We start from the raw sequence: 17,187 nt of genomic DNA, 5'->3' as shown, positions 1-17,187 counted from the left end.
TTCTGCCCCGCCCGGCCGGCCCGCCCCGCCCGGCCGGCCCGCCCCGCCCGGCCGGCCCGCTCCCGGCCCGCCAGCCCGCCCCCATTTCTAAAAGAGGACCCCAGGCACGTTGCGTCCTCCACCGACGCAGCGGGGCGGTGATCCTCTTCTACGTCGGTTAGGGAGTCTCGCGGACGGGGCCCACGGGCGTCACTCTGGGTCCCACGGGCAGCGGCGCCACAGCGCCCGCACGCAGAGGAGGGGACGAGCATCCGGTGCCCGTCCCCTCCTCCACAGGGCGCCTGTAGCGCCCGCTCTGCACAGAACCTAGTGCGTGCCCTCTTCGGCGAGCTTCGTGATGCCATTCTGGATGATCTGTTCAGCGTCTTCGGCCGAACCCCAGCCCTCGGTCTTGACCCACTTGCCGGGCTCGAGGTCTTTGTAGTGCTCGAAGAAGTGCTCGATCTCGCTGCGGAGCTGCGCCGGGATCGAGTCGACGTCGGTGATGTGCGCCCAGCGCGGATCCTTCGCCGGCACGGCGATGACCTTCGAGTCGATGCCGGCCTCATCCGACATGTTGAACACGCCGACGGGGCGCACCTTGACGCCCACGCCCGGGTAGACCGGGTACTCGAGCAGCACGAGCACGTCGACCGGGTCGCCATCGAGGCCCAGGGTGTTCTCGAAGAACCCGTAGTCGGTGGGGTAGACGAAGCTGGTGAAGAGCACGCGGTCGAGGTAGACGCGGCCGGTCTCGTGGTCGACCTCGTACTTGTTGCGGCTCCCCTTGGGGATCTCGATGACGGCGTCGTAGCTGGCCATGGGCGGTGCTCCTTCTGTGGGGTGTCTGCGTAGCCTCGACCGCCGCGCATGCCGGTCGGCGAAACTGCAATAACGTTACTGGATGCACCCCGCCGCCCGCCGCCCACGCCTGACTCCGGCCATGGCTGACGTTCGCCGGGCGGTGCGTGAGGCCCTCGCGTCGTTGCCGGAGCGTCCGCAGGGGCCGGTTCCGGATGTCGCGTCGGTGCCCGCGCGAAGTACCCCGCCCGCCCGGCCTGCCCAGGGCTCCCCGCCCGCCCCGCCCGCCCCCGCTGCCCAAGGCACCTCGCCCACCCCGCTCGCCCCCATCCCCGCCACCGCACCGCTCGTGCTCGTGGCGCTCAGTGGCGGCCCGGACTCCCTCGCACTCGCCATCGCCACGGCCTTCGAGGCGCCCCGTGCAGGGTTCCGGGCCGGCGCGGTGGTGGTCGACCACGACCTGCAGGCGGAATCGGCGGCGGTCGCCGAGCATGCCGCCGGCCAGGCGCGCGATCTCGGCCTCGACCCGGTGGTCGTCATCCGGGTGCGAGTCGACCCGTCGAGCCCCGACGGCCCCGAAGCGGCTGCCCGCGCCGCCCGCTACGCAGCGTTCGACGATGCCCTCCGCGCGTCTGCTGCCGCCGCCACGCCCGCCGCCGCCACGCCGGCTGAGACCACGCCGGCTGAGACCGCGCCGGCTGAGACCGTGCCGGCTGAGACCGTGCCGGCTGAGACCGCGCCGGCTGAGACCGTGCCGGCCGAGACCGCGACCGCGCCGACCGCGCCCGCCGCGGCGGCCCTGGCCGCGCCCGGCGCGAGCCGCATCCTGCTCGGCCACACCCTGGACGACCAGGCCGAGACGGTGCTGCTCGGGCTCGCGCGCGGCTCCGGCCCGTCGAGCCTGTCGGGCATGGATGCCGTGAACGGGGTCTTCGTGCGGCCCCTGCTGGGCATCCGGCGCCAGATCGTGCACCGGTCGGTCACCGATGCTGGCCTTGTCGCGTGGAACGATCCGCAGAACCTCGACCCTGCCTACAAGCGGGTGCGGGTGCGGGAGACCGTGCTTCCGATGCTCGAAAGCGAGCTCGGACCTGGCATAGCGGAGGCGCTGGCCCGCACCGCCGACCAGTTGCGCGAAGACGACGAGGCTCTGGATGCCCTGGCCGCCGAATGGGCCGCCGAGATCGTCGAGCATGCAGAGGCCGGTATCGCGGTGGATGTGCACGGGCTCGCGTCGAATCCGCCCGCGCTGGCGCAGCGCATCGTGCGTTTCGTCGTCGCGTCGGAGTTCGGGGTGAGCCTCAGCCGCACCCAGACCCTCGCGGCTCTCCGGCTCGTCACCGAGTGGCACGGGCAGAACGGGGTCGACCTGCCGGGCATCCACGTCGCCCGCACCGGCGCGCAGCTGGTCTTCGCCCGCCGCTGACCCGCCGCCGCCCGCCCGCTGACCCGCCCGCCCGCTGAGCCGCCGCCGCGGCCCAATTCGCCGCCTGCCCGCTGACCCGCCCGCCCGCTGACCCGCCCGAGCGCCGAGCCGCCGCACGCTGACCTGCCACCGCCCGCCCGGGAGGAGCTCAGCCCAACCGACGCGTTATACGGCTCGGATCGGCACAGCTCCTCCCGGGCGGGGTCGGGAGGCTCGCTGCGGCAGCGCCCGGCCCAGCGCCCGGCCCGCCACCTTCGGTAGGCTCATCGCATGGATTCCAGCGACGTCTCAGGCGACCTCACCTCCGTTCTCATCACCGAAGCCGAGATCCACGCGAAGATCGCCGAGCTCGCGCGCCGCATCGAGGCCGACTACGCCGGGCAGGATGTTCTTCTCGTCGGCGTGCTGAAGGGCGCGGTCATGGTGATGGCCGATCTCGCCCGCGAACTCCGCCTGCCGGTCACGATGGACTGGATGGCCGTCAGCTCCTACGGCACCAGCACGCAGTCGAGCGGGGTGGTGCGCATCCTGAAGGATCTCGACAGCGAACTCGAGGGCCGCACCGTGCTGATCGTCGAGGACATCATCGACTCGGGCCTCACCCTCTCCTGGCTGCTCGGCAACCTGCGCTCCCGCGGGCCGGCATCCGTCGAGGTGTGCGCGCTGCTCCGGAAGCCCGATGCCGTGCGCATCGAGCTCGACGTGAAGTACGTGGGGTTCGACATCCCGAACGATTTCGTCATCGGCTACGGCCTCGACTACGCCGAGAAGTACCGCAACCTGAAGGACATCGCCGTACTCGCCCCCCACGTCTACAGCTGAACGAACGAGTGGGCAGTTCGGGCCCCCAAACCGTGGTTTGGAGGGCCCGAACTGCCCACTCGATTGAGGTGCGGGGCCGGAGCGCGAACGCGGGGCGGCCGGGCGGTCAGTGCGCCGAGACGGGCTCCGGGAGGTCGTCCGTCGCCGAGGCGGGGGAGGCGGGGGAGGCCGGGGAGGCCGGGGCTCCGGGGGCGTCGGACGCTCCGGATGCCGCCTTGGCGGCGGCCTCGGGGGCGCCGGGGCCGGCGGCAGCAACCGGCTTCCGGCGGAACAGCAGCACCGCGAGGATGCCGCCGAACACGAAGAACCCGGCACCCCACCAGTACGCCGTCGCGTAACTCGCCACCGCGGCATCCGCGGCCACCGCAGCCGACGCCGGCAGGTGCGACGCCACGTACCCGGTCGCAGCAGACGCCGCGAGCGTGTTCAGCAGCGCCGTGCCGATCGAGCCACCCACCTGCTGGCTCGTGTTCACCATCGCTGAGGCGACTCCGGCGAACCGGCGGTCGACGCCGAGCGTTGCCGTCTGGATCGACGCGGGCATGATCGTGCCCATACCGAACCCGAGGATCATCAGCGGCGGCAGGATGTCGGCCGCATAGATGCTCGTCAGGTTGAGATGCGTGAGGTAGACCATGCCGGTCGCCCCGAGGAGCATGCCGATGGGGACGAGGACCTTCGGGCCGAACCGCGGCAGGAAGATGTTGTTGCCCAGCTGCGCGGCGAGCACGAGCATCAGGATCATCGGCAGGAACGACAGCCCGGTCTGGATGGGGGAGTAGCCGAGCGACGCCTGCAGGTAGTAGGTCACGAACAGGAAGATGCCGAACATGCCGGCACCCGCGATCAGCACAGACGAGTAGGCGGCACCGCGGTTGCGGTCCAGGATGATCGCGAGAGGCAGCAGCGGGTGCGCGGCCCGACGCTGCCAGAGCACGAACGCGACCAGCAGAACGACGGCCGCGGCGAGGAAGCCCCACGTGAGCGGGGAGTCCCAGCCATCCGTCTCCGCGTTCGAGAAACCGTAGACGAGGCTGAACAGCGCACCGGAGACGAGGATGGTGCCGGGTACGTCGAGCTTCGGGCGCGGGCCCTCGCGCTTGGCGTTCACCACGAAGATGACGGCGCCGATCACTGCGATGACGGCGATGAAGACGTTGATGTAGAGGTTCCAGCGCCAGTCGAACCGTTCGGTGAGGAACCCGCCGAGCAGGAGGCCGATGGCCCCACCGGCGCCCGCGATCGCACCGAAGATACCGAACGCGCGTGAACGCTCCTTGGGGATGGTGAAGGTCGTGGTGAGCACGGCGAGAGCCGTGGGAGCCAGGAGGGCCCCGAAAGCACCCTGCAGCGCGCGGGCGAAGACGAGCATCCCGAAGCTGTCAGCCGCACCGCCGAGCGCGGAGGCTGCCGCGAAGCCGATCAGGCCGATGATGAAGGTGCGCTTCCGGCCGATCAGGTCGGACACGCGGCCGCCGAGCAGAAGGAGGCTGCCGAAGGCGAGGGAGTAGGCGGTGACGATCCACTGGCGGTCGCCGTTGGAGAACTGCAGGTCGGCCTGGGCGGCCGGAAGGGCGATGTTGACGACGGTCGAGTCGAGCACCACCATGAGCTGGGCGAGCGCGACGACAGTCAGCGTCCACCAGCGGCGGGAGTTGACCGCGACCGGCGCGGCGGGAGAAGTCTGGGACATGTTCTGAACTATATACGGTACTGTCAAGTATCGGAACCATTCAGTTCTGGAATTAACACTGACGTAACCTTGAGGTTCGCAGAAGAGAAAGGTGGGTGTTGCAATGACGCAACCCGACCCCACGATCGCGTCGGCACCGAAGCTCGGTCGAAAGCGCGACCACACTCGCGACCCCGAGATTCTGGATGCCGCACTCGCCGTGCTCGCCGAGACCGGCTACGACGGGATGACCATCGACATGGTCGCGGCCCGGGCGAAGGCCGGCAAGGCGACGCTCTACCGTCGCTGGCCTTCGAAGGCCGAACTCGTGATCGATGCCGTCGCCTGCATGAAGAAGAACATGCACGGCAACGAGCCTCTGCCCGACACGGGCACTCTGCGCGGAGACCTGGTGGCGATGATCAAGCCGCACTCCCTGCAGGAGAGCGATACGAAGCTGCAGATCATGGCGGGGCTGATGTCGATGATCTCCCAGGCGCCGGAGCTCGCCGATGCCGCCAACGAGGCGATCATGAAGCCGCGTACCGAGCTGAACAGGGTGCTGATGCGGCGGGCTGTCGAACGCGGGGAGATCTCGCCCGACTGCGACATCGACACGATCTCGATGATCACCCCGTCGATGGTGGCCTACCGCACCCTCATGCTGAAGAAGCCCGTCGACCGGGAGTTCCTGCTTTCGCTCATCGACGGGGTCGTGCTGCCCGCCCTCGGGCTCGGGCACGAGACCTGGTCCGAAGCTCTCTCCAGTTAAGCCCACGGGGAACACGCAGGCGCCGTCCAGCCCGGCACAGGTAGCCTTGCCGAGTACTTGGTGACCAGAAAGGTGCCGGCTTTGCCGCAAGAACCTAAAAAAGACATGAGCGTCAGACGCATTTTCCGGTCTCCGATTCCTTACATCATTCTCGGAGCCATCGCCCTGTGGATCGGCTTCGGTCTGATCACCGGGTCGGGTTTCCAGCAGGTCAGCACCCAGCAGGGCCTGCAGTTCCTGAAAGACGGCAAGGTCTCCGAGGCGCTGATCATCGATGGCGAGCAGCGCGTCGACCTGACGCTCGCGACCGCCGACTCGAAGTACGGCAGCAAGGTGCAGTTCTACTACGTGGCCCCGCGCGGCTCCGAAGTGATCGACGCGGTGACCGCTGCGGCCCCGGCCGACGGCTTCAACGACCAGGTGCCACAGACGAACTGGTTCCTGTCGCTCCTCGGCATCCTGCTGCCCGTACTGCTCATCGGTGCCTTCTTCTGGCTCATGCTCTCGGGCATGCAGGGCGGCGGCAACAAGGTCATGCAGTTCGGCAAGTCGAAGGCGAAGCTCGTGTCGAAGGACACCCCGAAGGTCACCTTCGCGGATGTCGCGGGCAACGACGAGGCCATCGAGGAGCTCGAGGAGATCAAGGACTTCCTGAAGGACCCGTCGAAGTTCCTCGCGGTCGGTGCGCGCATCCCCAAGGGTGTGCTGCTCTACGGCGCCCCCGGCACCGGCAAGACGCTGCTGGCCCGCGCTGTCGCAGGTGAGGCGGGCGTTCCGTTCTACTCGATCTCCGGATCTGACTTCGTGGAGATGTTCGTGGGCGTCGGCGCCAGCCGCGTGCGAGATCTCTTCGAGCAGGCCAAGCAGAACTCCCCGGCCATCATCTTCATCGACGAGATCGATGCGGTGGGCCGCCACCGCGGCGCCGGAATGGGCGGCGGGCACGACGAACGCGAGCAGACCCTCAACCAGCTCCTGGTCGAGATGGACGGCTTCGACGTCAAGACGAACGTCATCCTCATCGCGGCGACGAACCGCCCCGACATCCTCGACCCCGCGCTTCTTCGCCCGGGCCGCTTCGACCGCCAGATCGGCGTCGATGCGCCCGACCTGAACGGTCGGAAGCAGATCCTCGAGGTGCACGGCCGCGGCAAGCCCCTGGCTGCCGGTGTCGACCTCGAGGTGCTCGCCCGCAAGACGCCCGGTTTCACGGGTGCCGACCTGGCGAATGTGCTCAACGAGGCGGCGCTGTTGACTGCGCGTTCCAATGCACAGCTGATCGACAACCGTGCGCTCGACGAGGCCGTCGACCGCGTGATGGCCGGCCCGCAGCGCCGCACGCGCATCATGCGCGACAAGGAGAAGCTGATCACGGCCTATCACGAGGGCGGTCACGCCCTGGTGGCGACGGCGATGAACAACACCGACCCGGTGACGAAGATCACGATCCTGCCCCGGGGCCGTGCGCTCGGATACACGATGGTGCTCCCGCTCGAAGACCGCTACTCGGTCTCCCGCAACGAGCTCCTCGACCAGCTGGCCTATGCCATGGGCGGTCGCGTCGCTGAGGAGGTCGTGTTCCACGACCCCACCACGGGCGCCTCGAACGACATCGAGAAGGCGACCGACACCGCTCGCAAGATGGTGACCGACTACGGTATGTCTGCCAACGTCGGTGCGGTCAAGCTCGGCAGTGCATCGGGTGAGATGTTCCTCGGCCGCAACATGGGGCACGAGCGCGACTACTCCGACCAGCTCGCCCAGCAGGTCGACGCGGAGGTGCGGCAGCTCATCGAGGCCGCGCACGACGAGGCGTGGAGCGTTCTGAACGACAACCGCGACATCCTCGACCGCCTGGCGACCGAGCTCCTCGAGCACGAGACTCTCGACCAGCACCAGCTCGCCGAGATCTTCAAGGACGTACGGCACCTCCCGCCCCGCCCGCAGTGGCTCTCCAGCCAGAAGCGTCCCGTGTCGACGATCCCCCCGATCGACTTCAGGGCGGCGAAGGCCCCGATCGACCTCGGCAAGACCGACGGCGCGATCACGAGTGAGCCGGAGCCCGAGCTGAAGCCGAAGCGCGCTCCGCAGGCTCCGCCCCGTCCGGCGACCGCCTAGTCCGGCCAGGGCCCGGTGGCGGTTGACAGGGGACGCGTCGAGGCTGCGGTTTATGAACTGATCGCAGCCCTCGGCGAGGACCCGTCGCGGGCAGAACTCGAGAGTACGCCCCGGCGGGTCGCCGAGGCGTACTCCGAGTTCTTCTCCGGTGTGGGTGTGGATGCCCGCGACCAGCTCGGTGAGACGTACCCGTTCGGTGGCGACATCGACGGTGGCTTCGGCGGATCCGTTGGACCGGGCGCCGCCTCCGGCGCCTCGCCCGAGCCCGTGCTGGTGAAGGGCCTGTCGTTCCGCTCGGTGTGTGAGCACCACCTGCTGCCGTTTCGCGGCACGGCTCACGTCGCCTACGTTCCGCGGGACCGGCTGGTGGGCCTCGGCCGGATCCCTGCGGTCATCGAGGTTCTCGCGAACCGGCCGCAACTGCAGGAGAGGCTCGGCGAGCAGATCGCCAGCACGCTCTCCGAGGGTCTGGATGCCCGGGGGGTGCTCGTTGTGCTCGAGGCCGCCCACGGCTGCGTCACCCTGCGCGGCCCGCAGCAGGTCGCCAGCACGACAGTCACGGTGGCTTCGCGGGGCTCGCTGTCGGAGCCCGCTGCCCGCGCGGAGCTGATGGGGCTGATCGGCGCGGAGGTGTCCTCGTGAGCGAGGTCGGCGCAGCGTTCTCCCGGCGGCGCCGTTCCGAGCGGAGCGAACCCGTCGTGCCCGCGACCTTCGCCGGGCTGCCGACTGGCCGCACCCTGGTCATGGGCGTGCTCAACGTCACAAGCGACTCGTTCAGCGACGGCGGCCGGTGGCTCCGCACGGAGGCCGCCACAGCCCACGGGCTCGAGCTGGCCGCGGCCGGCGCCGACATCGTCGACGTCGGGGGAGAGTCGACCAGGCCCGGAGCGCACCGCGTCGCCCCGGCGGAGGAGCAGTCGCGGGTGCTGCCGGTAATCCGGAGCCTCAGCGAACAGGGCGTGGCGGTGAGCGTCGACACGATGAACGCCTCGACCGCCCGGCTCTCGGTCGAGGCGGGCGCCATCATCGTCAACGATGTGTCGGGTGCCCTGGCCGACCCCGACATGACCTCGACGATGATTGCGCTCGATGTGCCGCTCGTCGTCTCGCACTGGCGCGGGCACAGTGACGTCATGAACTCCCGCGCGACCTACGACAACGTGGTGTCGGAGGTGGCCCACGAACTCGAGTACCGGGTCGCCGAGCTGATCGTTCGCGGAGTGGCCCCCTCGAAGATCCTCGTCGACCCGGGCCTCGGTTTCGCGAAGAACTCCGAACACAACTGGCAGGTACTGGGGCACCTCGACCGTCTGGTCGCCTTCGGGCTGCCGGTCGTCGTGGGTGCGTCACGAAAGCGTTTCGTCGGTGAGCTCGTCGACGAGCTCGCGTCGATGGATGCCCGCGACTTCCCCTCCGCGGTGATCGCTGCTCTCGCGGCCCAACACGGTGCCTGGGCCGTGCGGGTGCACGATGTCGCCCTCACGAAGTCCGCTCTCGCCGTGGCGGAAGCGTGGAAACGCGGTGCCGAGTGACGGCAGAGCCCGGGGCATCCAGTAACCTCGCCAGAGTGCCAGACGAACTCGACTCCCTCACCCTGACCGGCCTCACGGTGCAGGCGAACCACGGTGTGTACGAGCATGAGCGCCGTGACGGCCAGTCGTTCGTGATCGACCTGACGGTGTGGCTCGACATCGCCTCGGCCGCGGCATCCGACGACCTCGACCAGACGCTCAACTACGGGGTGCTCGCGCAGCAGGTGCACGATGCCGTGGCGGCAGACCCCGTTGATCTGATCGAGACCCTTGCCGAGCGGGTGGCCGGTGTCGCCCTCGCCTCGCCTCTGGCCAACCGGGTGCGGGTGACCGTGCACAAGCCCGAGGCCCCCATCGCCGTTCCGTTCACCGATGTCTCGATCACGATCACGAGGAGTCGCGCGTGAGGCGTGAGAAGCTGCGCGTGACACTGCCGGTCGTCATCGCGCTGGGCAGCAATCTCGGCGACCGCGACACGACCCTCCGTGAGGCGATCGCCGAGATCGGGCGGCTCGACGGCGTGTGGGTCGACGAGGTGTCGAGTTTCTACGAGACCGACGCGCTGAAGCCCGAAGGTGTCGACCTGGATGCGCCCGCCTACATCAACGCCGTCATCCTGGTGCGGTCGGCCCTGACGCCGCACGATCTCCTCAGCGCCCTGCAGAGCATCGAGAAGGCTCACGACCGCGTGCGTCTCGAGCGCTGGGGGGATCGCACCCTCGACCTCGACATCGTCACTTTCGGGAGCCTGGTGCAGCACGACGACATCCTGACACTGCCGCACCCGCGTGCGTTCGAGCGGGCGTTCGTGCTCGCTCCGTGGTACGAGATCGAGCCACGCGCCGAGATCCCGGGCCGCGGACCCATCGCCGCCCTCCTCAAGGCGACCTACGAGAGCCCGCGACTGCACGCCCGGTGGTCATCGTGAGACGCACCCGCCCGGTCACTTTGGTGCTGCTGGCTGTGGTCGGCGGGTTCGCGGGGTTCATCGTCGAACTCGGGCTCGCCTCCTCGGGTCGGCCCATCATCGCGCTTCCCCTGTCGCTGTCGATCACGCTCATCGCTGCGGGCGCCATCGTCGTCTCGCTGGCCGTGCCCATCGCCCGGGCGATCCGGGGGACCAACCAGAACCCGATCAACCCGTTCCGGGCGATGCGGGTCGCCGTGCTTGCGAAGGCGTCGAGCATGGTCGGCTCGCTCATCGCCGGCGTCGGGGTCGGTGTCGTCGTGTACCTGCTGTCGCGAGCCGTGATCCCGACCGTCTCGACGCTCTGGCTGAGCATCCTGGCCGCTGTCGCCGGAGTGGTCTTCCTGGCCTGCGGGCTCGTCGCCGAGAAGCTCTGCACACTGCCCCCCGACGACCGCGACCCCGACCATCCGGAAGCCGTCGCCGACCGCAGGCGGAGCTGAGCGGATGACCGACCACCGGCTCGACTACGGCGGCTCGTGGCGCCGGGTCAGCCGCAAGTACGTGGGCGTCGTGGTGGCGGAATCGATCGTCACGGGCGTGGTTCTGGCGGGCATCAGCCTCTTCTTCGTGCTCGTCATCGGCGCCTGGTTCGGCTGGTGGATGCTCGGAGCCGCTCTTCTCGTCACCGCCGTGCTGCTCGTGGTGGCCCCCCGGCGGGCCCGGGCGATCGGGTTCCAGCTGCGGGATGACGACCTGCTGTTCCGGCAGGGGATCATGTTCTTCCGCATCGTCGCGGTTCCATACGGCCGGATGCAGCTCATCGACGTCAACCGAGGACCGCTCGCACGTGTGCTCGGCCTCAGCGACCTGAAGTTCGTGACCGCCGCTGCGTCGACCGGGGTGTCGATCCCGGGCCTTCCGGAGGCCGAGGCCGACGAGCTGAGGGACCGCCTGGTGGCCCTCGCCGAGTCACGCCGGTCGGGGTTGTGAGCGAGGCTGTGGGCGACGGCCCGCACCATCCCGCGGCGCCTCTGAGCGTGCGCCGGGCCGTCGAGCAGCTCACCGACGGGGAGTGGCATCGCCTGCACTGGGCCTCGCCGCTGCTGAAGGGCGGCATCGCGTTCATCGCGATCCTCGCCTTCGTGCTCGCGAACCTGCGGGAACGCCTCGTCGAGCTCGTGATCGGCCGGAGCGGTGGGCCGACCGGCCCCGGCGGGGGAGGCCAGGGCGGCGGCGGGGACGCTGGCCGCACCTTCAACGGCGACCCGATCAGCGCGATCTACGAGACCGGCTTCACGGGTGTGGCGATCCTCATCGTGATCGGGGTGCTGCTGCTTGCGGTGGCGCTGTTCGCTGTGGCGTGGCGGATGCACACCTTCCGGATCGGCGTGGATGCCGTGGAGGTGCGGAGCGGAGTGGTCTTCCGCCACAACCGCCAGGCGCGGCTCGACCGCATCCAGGGCATCCACATCACCCGTCCCCTCTTCGCGCGGCTGTTCGGGGCGGCCCGCATCGAGCTCAACGTGGCGGGGCAGGACGCGAAGGTGGAGCTCTCGTACCTCGGCTCCCGGCAGGTCGACGAACTCCGCCGCGAGCTGCTGCGCCGGGCGTCTGGCGTGCAGCGCGCCGAGGTGGCTGCGGCGGTCGCGGCTGCCGCCACGCTGCCACCCGCAGAACAGGACCGCGAAGCCGGCATCCTGAACCGGCGCGTGCACGAACTCCTCGGCCCGGAGCGCGATCTCGACGCCGCCCCGCCCGAGTCGGTCGTGAAGATCGGCCCGCTCCGCATCCTCGGTTCCCTGGTGGTCAGCGAGTTCACCCTCGTGCTGCTGCTCGTCGTCGCTGCACTCTTCTTCTCGACCCTTGTGCTGCACCGCTACTTCATCCTGTTCCTGCTGCTGCCGAGCGTCCTCGGCTCGCTCGGCTACTACGTGCGGCGCTTCTCGAAGGCGGCCCGGTATTCGATCGCCGCGACATCCGACGGCGTGCGGGTGGGTTTCGGCCTGCTGAGCACGAGCAACGACACACTGCCACCGGGGCGGATCCACGCGATCGAGGTCACCCAGCCGATCCTGTGGCGGCCGATGGGCTGGTGGATGATCCGGATCAACCGTGCCGGGCATGCGTCCGGTCGCGCGGGATCGTCGGCGCCGCACACACTTCTGCTGCCCGTCGGGCGCCTCGCCGACGTCGAGAAGGTTCTCGCCCTGCTGCTGCCCGGGCTGGCGGGCGCCGACACCCAGGGTCTCGTGATGGAGGGCCTGGTCGCGAGGGGGCGTGCGGCTTCCGGATTCTCGCGTGCTCCGCGGCGAGCACAGTGGCTCCGTCCGTTCTCGTGGGGTCGCACGGGTCTCGCCCGCACCGACGACGCTGTTCTGCTGCGCACGGGATTCTTCTGGCGGCGACTCACCGTGCTGCCGCTCGCGCGCCTGCAGAGTGTGCGCGTGTCGCAGGGGCCGGTGCGGCGGATGCTCGACCTCGCCGAACTCCACTTCAACACGATCGCGGGGCCGGTGCGGGCCGAACTCGGGGTGATCGACCGCCGCGCGGCCGTGGCGGTTTTCACCGAGGTGTCGGCGGCGGTGGTCGAGGCGCTCGGCGCCGACGGCTCCCACCGCTGGGCGTCCTGACCCCCGCCCCCGCAGCCTCCCCGCCCGCCCGTTCAGGCTGCGGGTGCCCCGCGCAGCCGGTAGAACAGGAACGGCACCGCCGAGAGCAGGCAGCTGACCGCCGGCACGACCGTGATCGACAGGAAGATCGTGTTCTGCATGCCGGGTGTCACGGTCACCCCGGATTCGTAGCCGGCGATCACGACGAACAGGCCGAACACCAGCACGGCCAGCGCGTTCATGATTTTCGACACGAATGTCAGGGACGCGAACGAGATCCCGTCGTTCCGCACACCCGTGCGCGCCTCGGCGTCATCGACCGCATCGGCGATCATGGTCGCCTGCACCACCCCGAAGACTCCGAGGGTGAGCCCGGTGAGGAAGATGAAGACGGCCAGCGCGACGATGCTCTGGAACCCCACGAGGTACATGGCGAGATAGAACACCGCCCCGGCGACCGAGCTGGCCACCATGAGGCGCCGGGCCGACATCCGGCGCAGCAGCATCGGCGTGAAGAATGAGGCCAGAACGAGTCCCAGGATGATCGCCGCCCCGATGAACGTGAAGAGCCCCGCGTTGCCGTAGGCGATCACGACGAAGACCGCGCCGCCGGCCTGCACGACGAAGCGTCCGAAGCCGAGAACGGATCCGACCAGCACCATCAGCAGCGGGGTGTTGTGGAAGAGCTCGCCGAACAGCTGCCGGAATCTCAGGCGCGGCGCACCGACCGCCGCAGGCCGCTCCCGACCGAACACGAACGCGGACAGGTACAGCCCCATACCGATGATCGCGACGAGGAACACCGCCCGCGACCATCCGGCACCCGTCGTCTGGTCGGCGGCCGACGCCGACGCGGGCGCGAAGCTCAGCAGCTGGGCCAGCCACGGCATGCCGAGGGTCGCGAGTCCGAGCGAGATCGCCCCGAAGGCCCGCACCCGGGAGATCACCCGGTTGCGGGAGACGGGATCTGCGAAGGCCGAGCCGATGAGCCCCCACAGCGGAACATCGCACACCGTGTACGCAAAACCCCAGAGCACGTAGACGATGCCGAAGTAGACGAGTTGGGCGGGCTCGTCGATGGTGGGAACGCTGAAGAGCAGTCCGGTCAGCACAGCGACGGGCGCCGCCGAGAACAGGATGAACGGGCGCATCTTGCCCCAGCGGGTGCGGGTCATGTCGATGATGCTGCCCATCACCGGATCGCTGACCGCGTCGAGGATCTTCGCCACCGCGATGACCGTCGTGACCACGGCGATGCCCGCCGTCGTGATGTGCGCGTACTGCAGCAGGTACACCAGCAGGAACGTCGTGACCGTCGTGAGGATGGCGTTCTGCCCGAACCCGGCCACAACGATCGCGATGCCCTGCGTTCGGATGGACGGTGTTCGAGCAGCAGACGGCACTGTCTGCGTGGTCATGTCTCAGCCCTCCAGGAGGATCGTCTTGATCTCGAACGGTGTGAACTCGAGCCTGTCGAGATCGGCATCGCCGGTGGTGCGCTCGATCAGATCGGTCTCGCTCGCTCGCGAATGCTCGAGTGTTGTTCGGAGCGCAGCCGTCGTCGGTTCGCCCAGGCTCTCGTAGAGGCGCACGATCACGCCGCGGCCCTCCTCCGCCGGCTTGATCGTCTCGATGACGATTCCCGGATGATCGACCGATGCCACGCTGTCGAACGCGGCGCCCGGGGCGATCAGCAGCGGGTTGTTGAGCCGGTATCCGTCGCGGATCACCTCGGTGAGCGCATCCGGAGCGAACGGGCGGAACGCATACGTGAAGGTGTGCAACCCGCGGTCGGCCGTCTTGTCGGGGAACGTGGGCGAGCGCAGCAGGTTCAGGCTGATCAGCCCGGCTTTGGCCCGGTGCCCGTATTTGCCGTCGTTCAGCAGCGCGAAGCCGCCGTCGGCATCGGATGTCGCCAGCCACTTGTGAGCGCACACCTCGAACTGGGCCGTCGACGGGGCGTCGAGCTCGGTGGTCGCGCGTTCGATGTGCCCGAACTGGATCTCGCACTTCGCCACGTCGCCGTAGTGCGCCGGCCAGAAGTCGGCGCGGAGCATCCGGTGCGTCTCGTGCCAGTCGACCCGGGTCTCGAAGCGCACCAGTTCGCTGCCGGACTCGAGCACGATGCGCTGCTCGATGCTGCCGCGCTTGAAGGTGTAGGTCTGGCTCCGGATGATCCGGGGGCCGTCGATCGTGGTGTCGACGCTCGACGGGCGGAGCGTCCGGGGCGTTCGCTCGGTGTACTTCTGGCCGATGTCCCAGGCGTCGAACGGCCATTGGTAGGGGTCGCGGTGAAGTGTCAGGCGGTTGAGACCGCCGGCGGAGTGCTCTCTGCCGTGGGCGTCGAGGCAGGAGTCGATCGAGCCGTCGGCGGCGAAGCGCAGGGTGAGGATGCCGTTGGCCATCGAGTCGGCGGTGTGGTGGAGCTCGGGGAAGGGTGACGCGCTCGCGTCGAGAGGCACGAGAGGCGCAGCCGCGTAGGGTGCAGTGTCGGCCTGGTACCAGAGCCTGTCGACCTTGACGAACTCACGGCGCGGAAACGAGGTGAGGTTGATCGCGGAGTCGGGGGTCGCGACATCCTGAGCACCCGGCAGGCGCGCGATCAGCTCGGCGCTGTATGCGTCGGCGGCCGCCTCGATGCGCTCGTAGGCCTCCACGGCCTCACGATTGACGCGCTCGATCGACGAGCCGGGCAGGATGTCGTGGAAGTTGTTCAGCAGCAGCGCGCGCCAGTGCGGCTCGAGCACGACGGTGCTGTCGTCGCCCACCATCGCGGCCAGCGCCTCAGCCTCGTGGAGCTTGCGCCCGGCGAGGCGGTCGTGCTTCTTGATGAGGGCCTGGGTCGTGTACGTGCCCTGGTGGGTCTCGAGGTAGAGCTCGCCGGTGTGGGTGTGCGGGAGGTCATCCACCTTCTGTTCGAGCCCCCGGAAGAAGTCACCCGCCGAACGGTACTCGACCCGCGGCAGCCCGCGGAGGTCGTGCTCCCGCCCGGTGACTTCGAGGTGCACCTCGTTGGGTCCGCCGCCGCCGTCGCCCGAGCCGAACACGAGCAGGGCGGTGTTGATGGCGCGCTCGGGGTACTGCTTCAGCCCGGTGAGGAGGCCGTCGGCGGCGCCCCGGCTGTTGTAGTCGCCCTCCGGGGGCATGTGCACGAGCACGCTCGACCCGTCGATGCCCTTCCAGACGAAACTGCGATGGGGGAAGACGGTCACCTTGTTCCAGGCGAGTTTGATGGTCTGGAACCAGTCCATCCCGCTCTTCGAGATGATCTGAGGCAGGTTGCCGCTGTAGCCGAACGTGTCGGGCAGCCAGCAGAGTCGCAGGTCGTCGTCGCCGAGGCCGAACTCCGTCTTCAGGAACCGGCGACCGACGAGGGACTGGCGGATGAGCGCCTCGCCGCCCGCGAGGTTCGTGTCGGTCTCGACCCAGAACGAGCCCTGGAGCTCGATCCGCCTGGCTTCGACGGCCTGCTTCACCCGGTCGTAGAGCGCGGGCTGTTCCTCCTTTATCCAGAGCAACTGCTGCGGTTGGCTGGTGCCGTAGAGGTAGCCGTCGTGCTCCTCGATGGTGTTGAGGGCACGGATATAGGTGCGTGCGGCCTTCCGGTGCGTCTCCCGGAGCGGCCAGAGCCACGCCATGTCGAGGTGGCCGTGGCCGATCGCGCTGTAGACGAAGTCGCTCTCGGAGCGCGCGTCGAGGGAGGGGGCGAGGGCGATCCGGGCGCCGCGCAGGTCGCCGGCGGCGAACCGGTCGTACGAGGTGTGGAGGGCTTCCCGGATGCCCGCTTCGAGCGCCTCGTCTTCGGTGGCGTGGGCCAGAACCAGCAGGGTCAGGTAGTCGTAGTAGAGGTCGAAGGCTTCGTCGCTCCGGGTCGCGACATGGGCGCCGTGATAGACACCCCTGCCCACCGCGTAGAGCAGCAGGCCGTTGTAACTCACGTCGGCGAACAGTTCGACGGCCCCGTTCGCGCCGGGCTCGACGTGGTGCAGCGGCCGGTACTGGGCGCCCGCGTGCGGCAGGTCGCCCTGCAGGAACACGGTGCTCACCGAATCGATCACCTGCCCACCCGCGTCGTGCACGAGGGCCTCGCCGCGGATGCCGAGCATCACGACGGTTCGCGGATCGCCTCGCAGCTTCTCGGGAATGGTTCCCGTGAGGCGGATCCAGGCACAGTCGTGGGTCTGGCCCCACGACGTTCCCGGGCGGGCTGCGGTGAAGGCGTCCGGGTCGAGGTCGCCGAACGGGATCGGTTCGGGCGAGCGGATGATCTCCGCCTCGAGCGGCGCGACGACGGTGTAGATGCGGCGCCGGATCCGTCGCAGCTTGAGGTAGTCGCCGGGTTCTGTGGCGGCGATTCCGAAGAGCCAGGTCACGAGGTTCGCCATGCGCGGTCGCTCTCCCTCACAGGTGGCCGCGGGCGGTCGCTGCGGTGCGGTTCGCGGGGTGCCAGTTTAGCGCGGGTGGGTGCCTGCGGGTCTCGCGGATCGCACGGGGTGAGGGATGCGGCGTGCGGGATGCGGGGTGCGGTTGGTGCGACACTGGAGCG

The 17,187-nt window shown here is 69.1% G+C and carries 15 protein-coding genes; 11 read left to right on the top strand and 4 right to left on the bottom strand.

Going from position 1 to position 17,187, the window contains the following annotated elements; translation table 11 throughout:
* Positions 1 to 306: 306 nt before the first annotated feature.
* Positions 307 to 801, bottom strand: a complete 495-nt coding sequence (locus B7R21_RS16260) for an inorganic diphosphatase (RefSeq protein WP_116284247.1) — start codon at positions 799 to 801, stop codon at positions 307 to 309.
* A gap of 121 nt (positions 802 to 922) precedes the next feature.
* On the opposite strand from B7R21_RS16260, the gene B7R21_RS16255 reads away from it, so the two are divergent.
* Positions 923 to 2,206, top strand: coding sequence for a tRNA lysidine(34) synthetase (locus B7R21_RS16255; protein WP_253259858.1), 1,284 nt, complete (start codon positions 923 to 925; stop codon positions 2,204 to 2,206).
* A gap of 270 nt (positions 2,207 to 2,476) precedes the next feature.
* Positions 2,477 to 3,028: a hypoxanthine phosphoribosyltransferase gene (gene hpt, locus B7R21_RS16250; protein ID WP_116284246.1), complete on the top strand. Its 552-nt coding sequence runs from the start codon at positions 2,477 to 2,479 to the stop codon at positions 3,026 to 3,028.
* A gap of 106 nt (positions 3,029 to 3,134) precedes the next feature.
* Here hpt and B7R21_RS16245 read toward each other — a convergent pair whose 3' ends face one another.
* Positions 3,135 to 4,721 (bottom strand): MFS transporter, encoded by a 1,587-nt coding sequence (locus B7R21_RS16245; RefSeq protein WP_116284245.1) that lies wholly within the window; start codon positions 4,719 to 4,721, stop codon positions 3,135 to 3,137.
* 103 nt (positions 4,722 to 4,824) lie between these two features.
* On the opposite strand from B7R21_RS16245, the gene B7R21_RS16240 reads away from it, so the two are divergent.
* From B7R21_RS16240 to B7R21_RS16200, 9 genes are all read left to right on the top strand, one after another.
* The gene (locus B7R21_RS16240) at positions 4,825 to 5,472 is read left to right on the top strand and encodes a TetR/AcrR family transcriptional regulator (RefSeq protein WP_116284244.1); all 648 of its coding nucleotides are present in this window, start codon (positions 4,825 to 4,827) and stop codon (positions 5,470 to 5,472) included.
* A 105-nt stretch (positions 5,473 to 5,577) separates the two neighbouring features.
* Complete coding sequence (gene ftsH, locus B7R21_RS16235) at positions 5,578 to 7,590, top strand: ATP-dependent zinc metalloprotease FtsH (protein WP_116284243.1); 2,013 nt, start codon at positions 5,578 to 5,580, stop codon at positions 7,588 to 7,590.
* Between the two features lie 15 nt (positions 7,591 to 7,605).
* Positions 7,606 to 8,232: a GTP cyclohydrolase I gene (gene folE / locus B7R21_RS16230; RefSeq protein ID WP_116284242.1), complete on the top strand. Its 627-nt coding sequence runs from the start codon at positions 7,606 to 7,608 to the stop codon at positions 8,230 to 8,232.
* A gap of 101 nt (positions 8,233 to 8,333) precedes the next feature.
* Complete coding sequence (gene folP / locus B7R21_RS16225) at positions 8,334 to 9,122, top strand: dihydropteroate synthase (protein ID WP_116284311.1); 789 nt, start codon at positions 8,334 to 8,336, stop codon at positions 9,120 to 9,122.
* Between the two features lie 35 nt (positions 9,123 to 9,157).
* The gene (gene folB, locus B7R21_RS16220; RefSeq protein WP_116284310.1) at positions 9,158 to 9,529 is read left to right on the top strand and encodes a dihydroneopterin aldolase; all 372 of its coding nucleotides are present in this window, start codon (positions 9,158 to 9,160) and stop codon (positions 9,527 to 9,529) included.
* Positions 9,526 to 10,050, top strand: a complete 525-nt coding sequence (gene folK / locus B7R21_RS16215; protein WP_116284241.1) for a 2-amino-4-hydroxy-6-hydroxymethyldihydropteridine diphosphokinase — start codon at positions 9,526 to 9,528, stop codon at positions 10,048 to 10,050. The genes folB and folK overlap by 4 nt, the downstream gene beginning before the upstream one ends.
* The gene (locus B7R21_RS16210; RefSeq protein WP_172592220.1) at positions 10,047 to 10,532 is read left to right on the top strand and encodes a DUF3180 domain-containing protein; all 486 of its coding nucleotides are present in this window, start codon (positions 10,047 to 10,049) and stop codon (positions 10,530 to 10,532) included. The genes folK and B7R21_RS16210 overlap by 4 nt, the downstream gene beginning before the upstream one ends.
* Before the next feature lie 4 nt (positions 10,533 to 10,536).
* Positions 10,537 to 11,022, top strand: a complete 486-nt coding sequence (locus tag B7R21_RS16205) for a PH domain-containing protein (RefSeq protein ID WP_116284239.1) — start codon at positions 10,537 to 10,539, stop codon at positions 11,020 to 11,022.
* On the top strand, positions 11,019 to 12,662 hold the full coding sequence (locus B7R21_RS16200) for a PH domain-containing protein (RefSeq protein WP_116284238.1): 1,644 nt from the start codon (positions 11,019 to 11,021) through the stop codon (positions 12,660 to 12,662). Before B7R21_RS16205 ends, B7R21_RS16200 begins: the two co-directional genes overlap by 4 nt.
* A gap of 32 nt (positions 12,663 to 12,694) precedes the next feature.
* On the opposite strand, the gene B7R21_RS16195 is transcribed toward B7R21_RS16200, so the two are convergent.
* A complete protein-coding gene (locus tag B7R21_RS16195; RefSeq protein ID WP_116284237.1) occupies positions 12,695 to 14,059 on the bottom strand; it encodes an MFS transporter in 1,365 nt (454 codons plus the stop codon).
* 3 nt (positions 14,060 to 14,062) lie between these two features.
* The gene (locus tag B7R21_RS16190) at positions 14,063 to 17,026 is read right to left on the bottom strand and encodes an alpha-mannosidase (RefSeq protein WP_116284236.1); all 2,964 of its coding nucleotides are present in this window, start codon (positions 17,024 to 17,026) and stop codon (positions 14,063 to 14,065) included.
* Positions 17,027 to 17,187 lie beyond the last annotated feature (161 nt).

Source organism: Subtercola boreus (genome assembly GCF_003399625.1).
Classification (GTDB): Bacteria; Actinomycetota; Actinomycetes; order Actinomycetales; family Microbacteriaceae; genus Subtercola; species Subtercola boreus_C.
The sequence above is the reverse complement of the archived record's forward strand: the minus strand, read 5'-3'. Positions and strand labels throughout refer to the sequence as shown.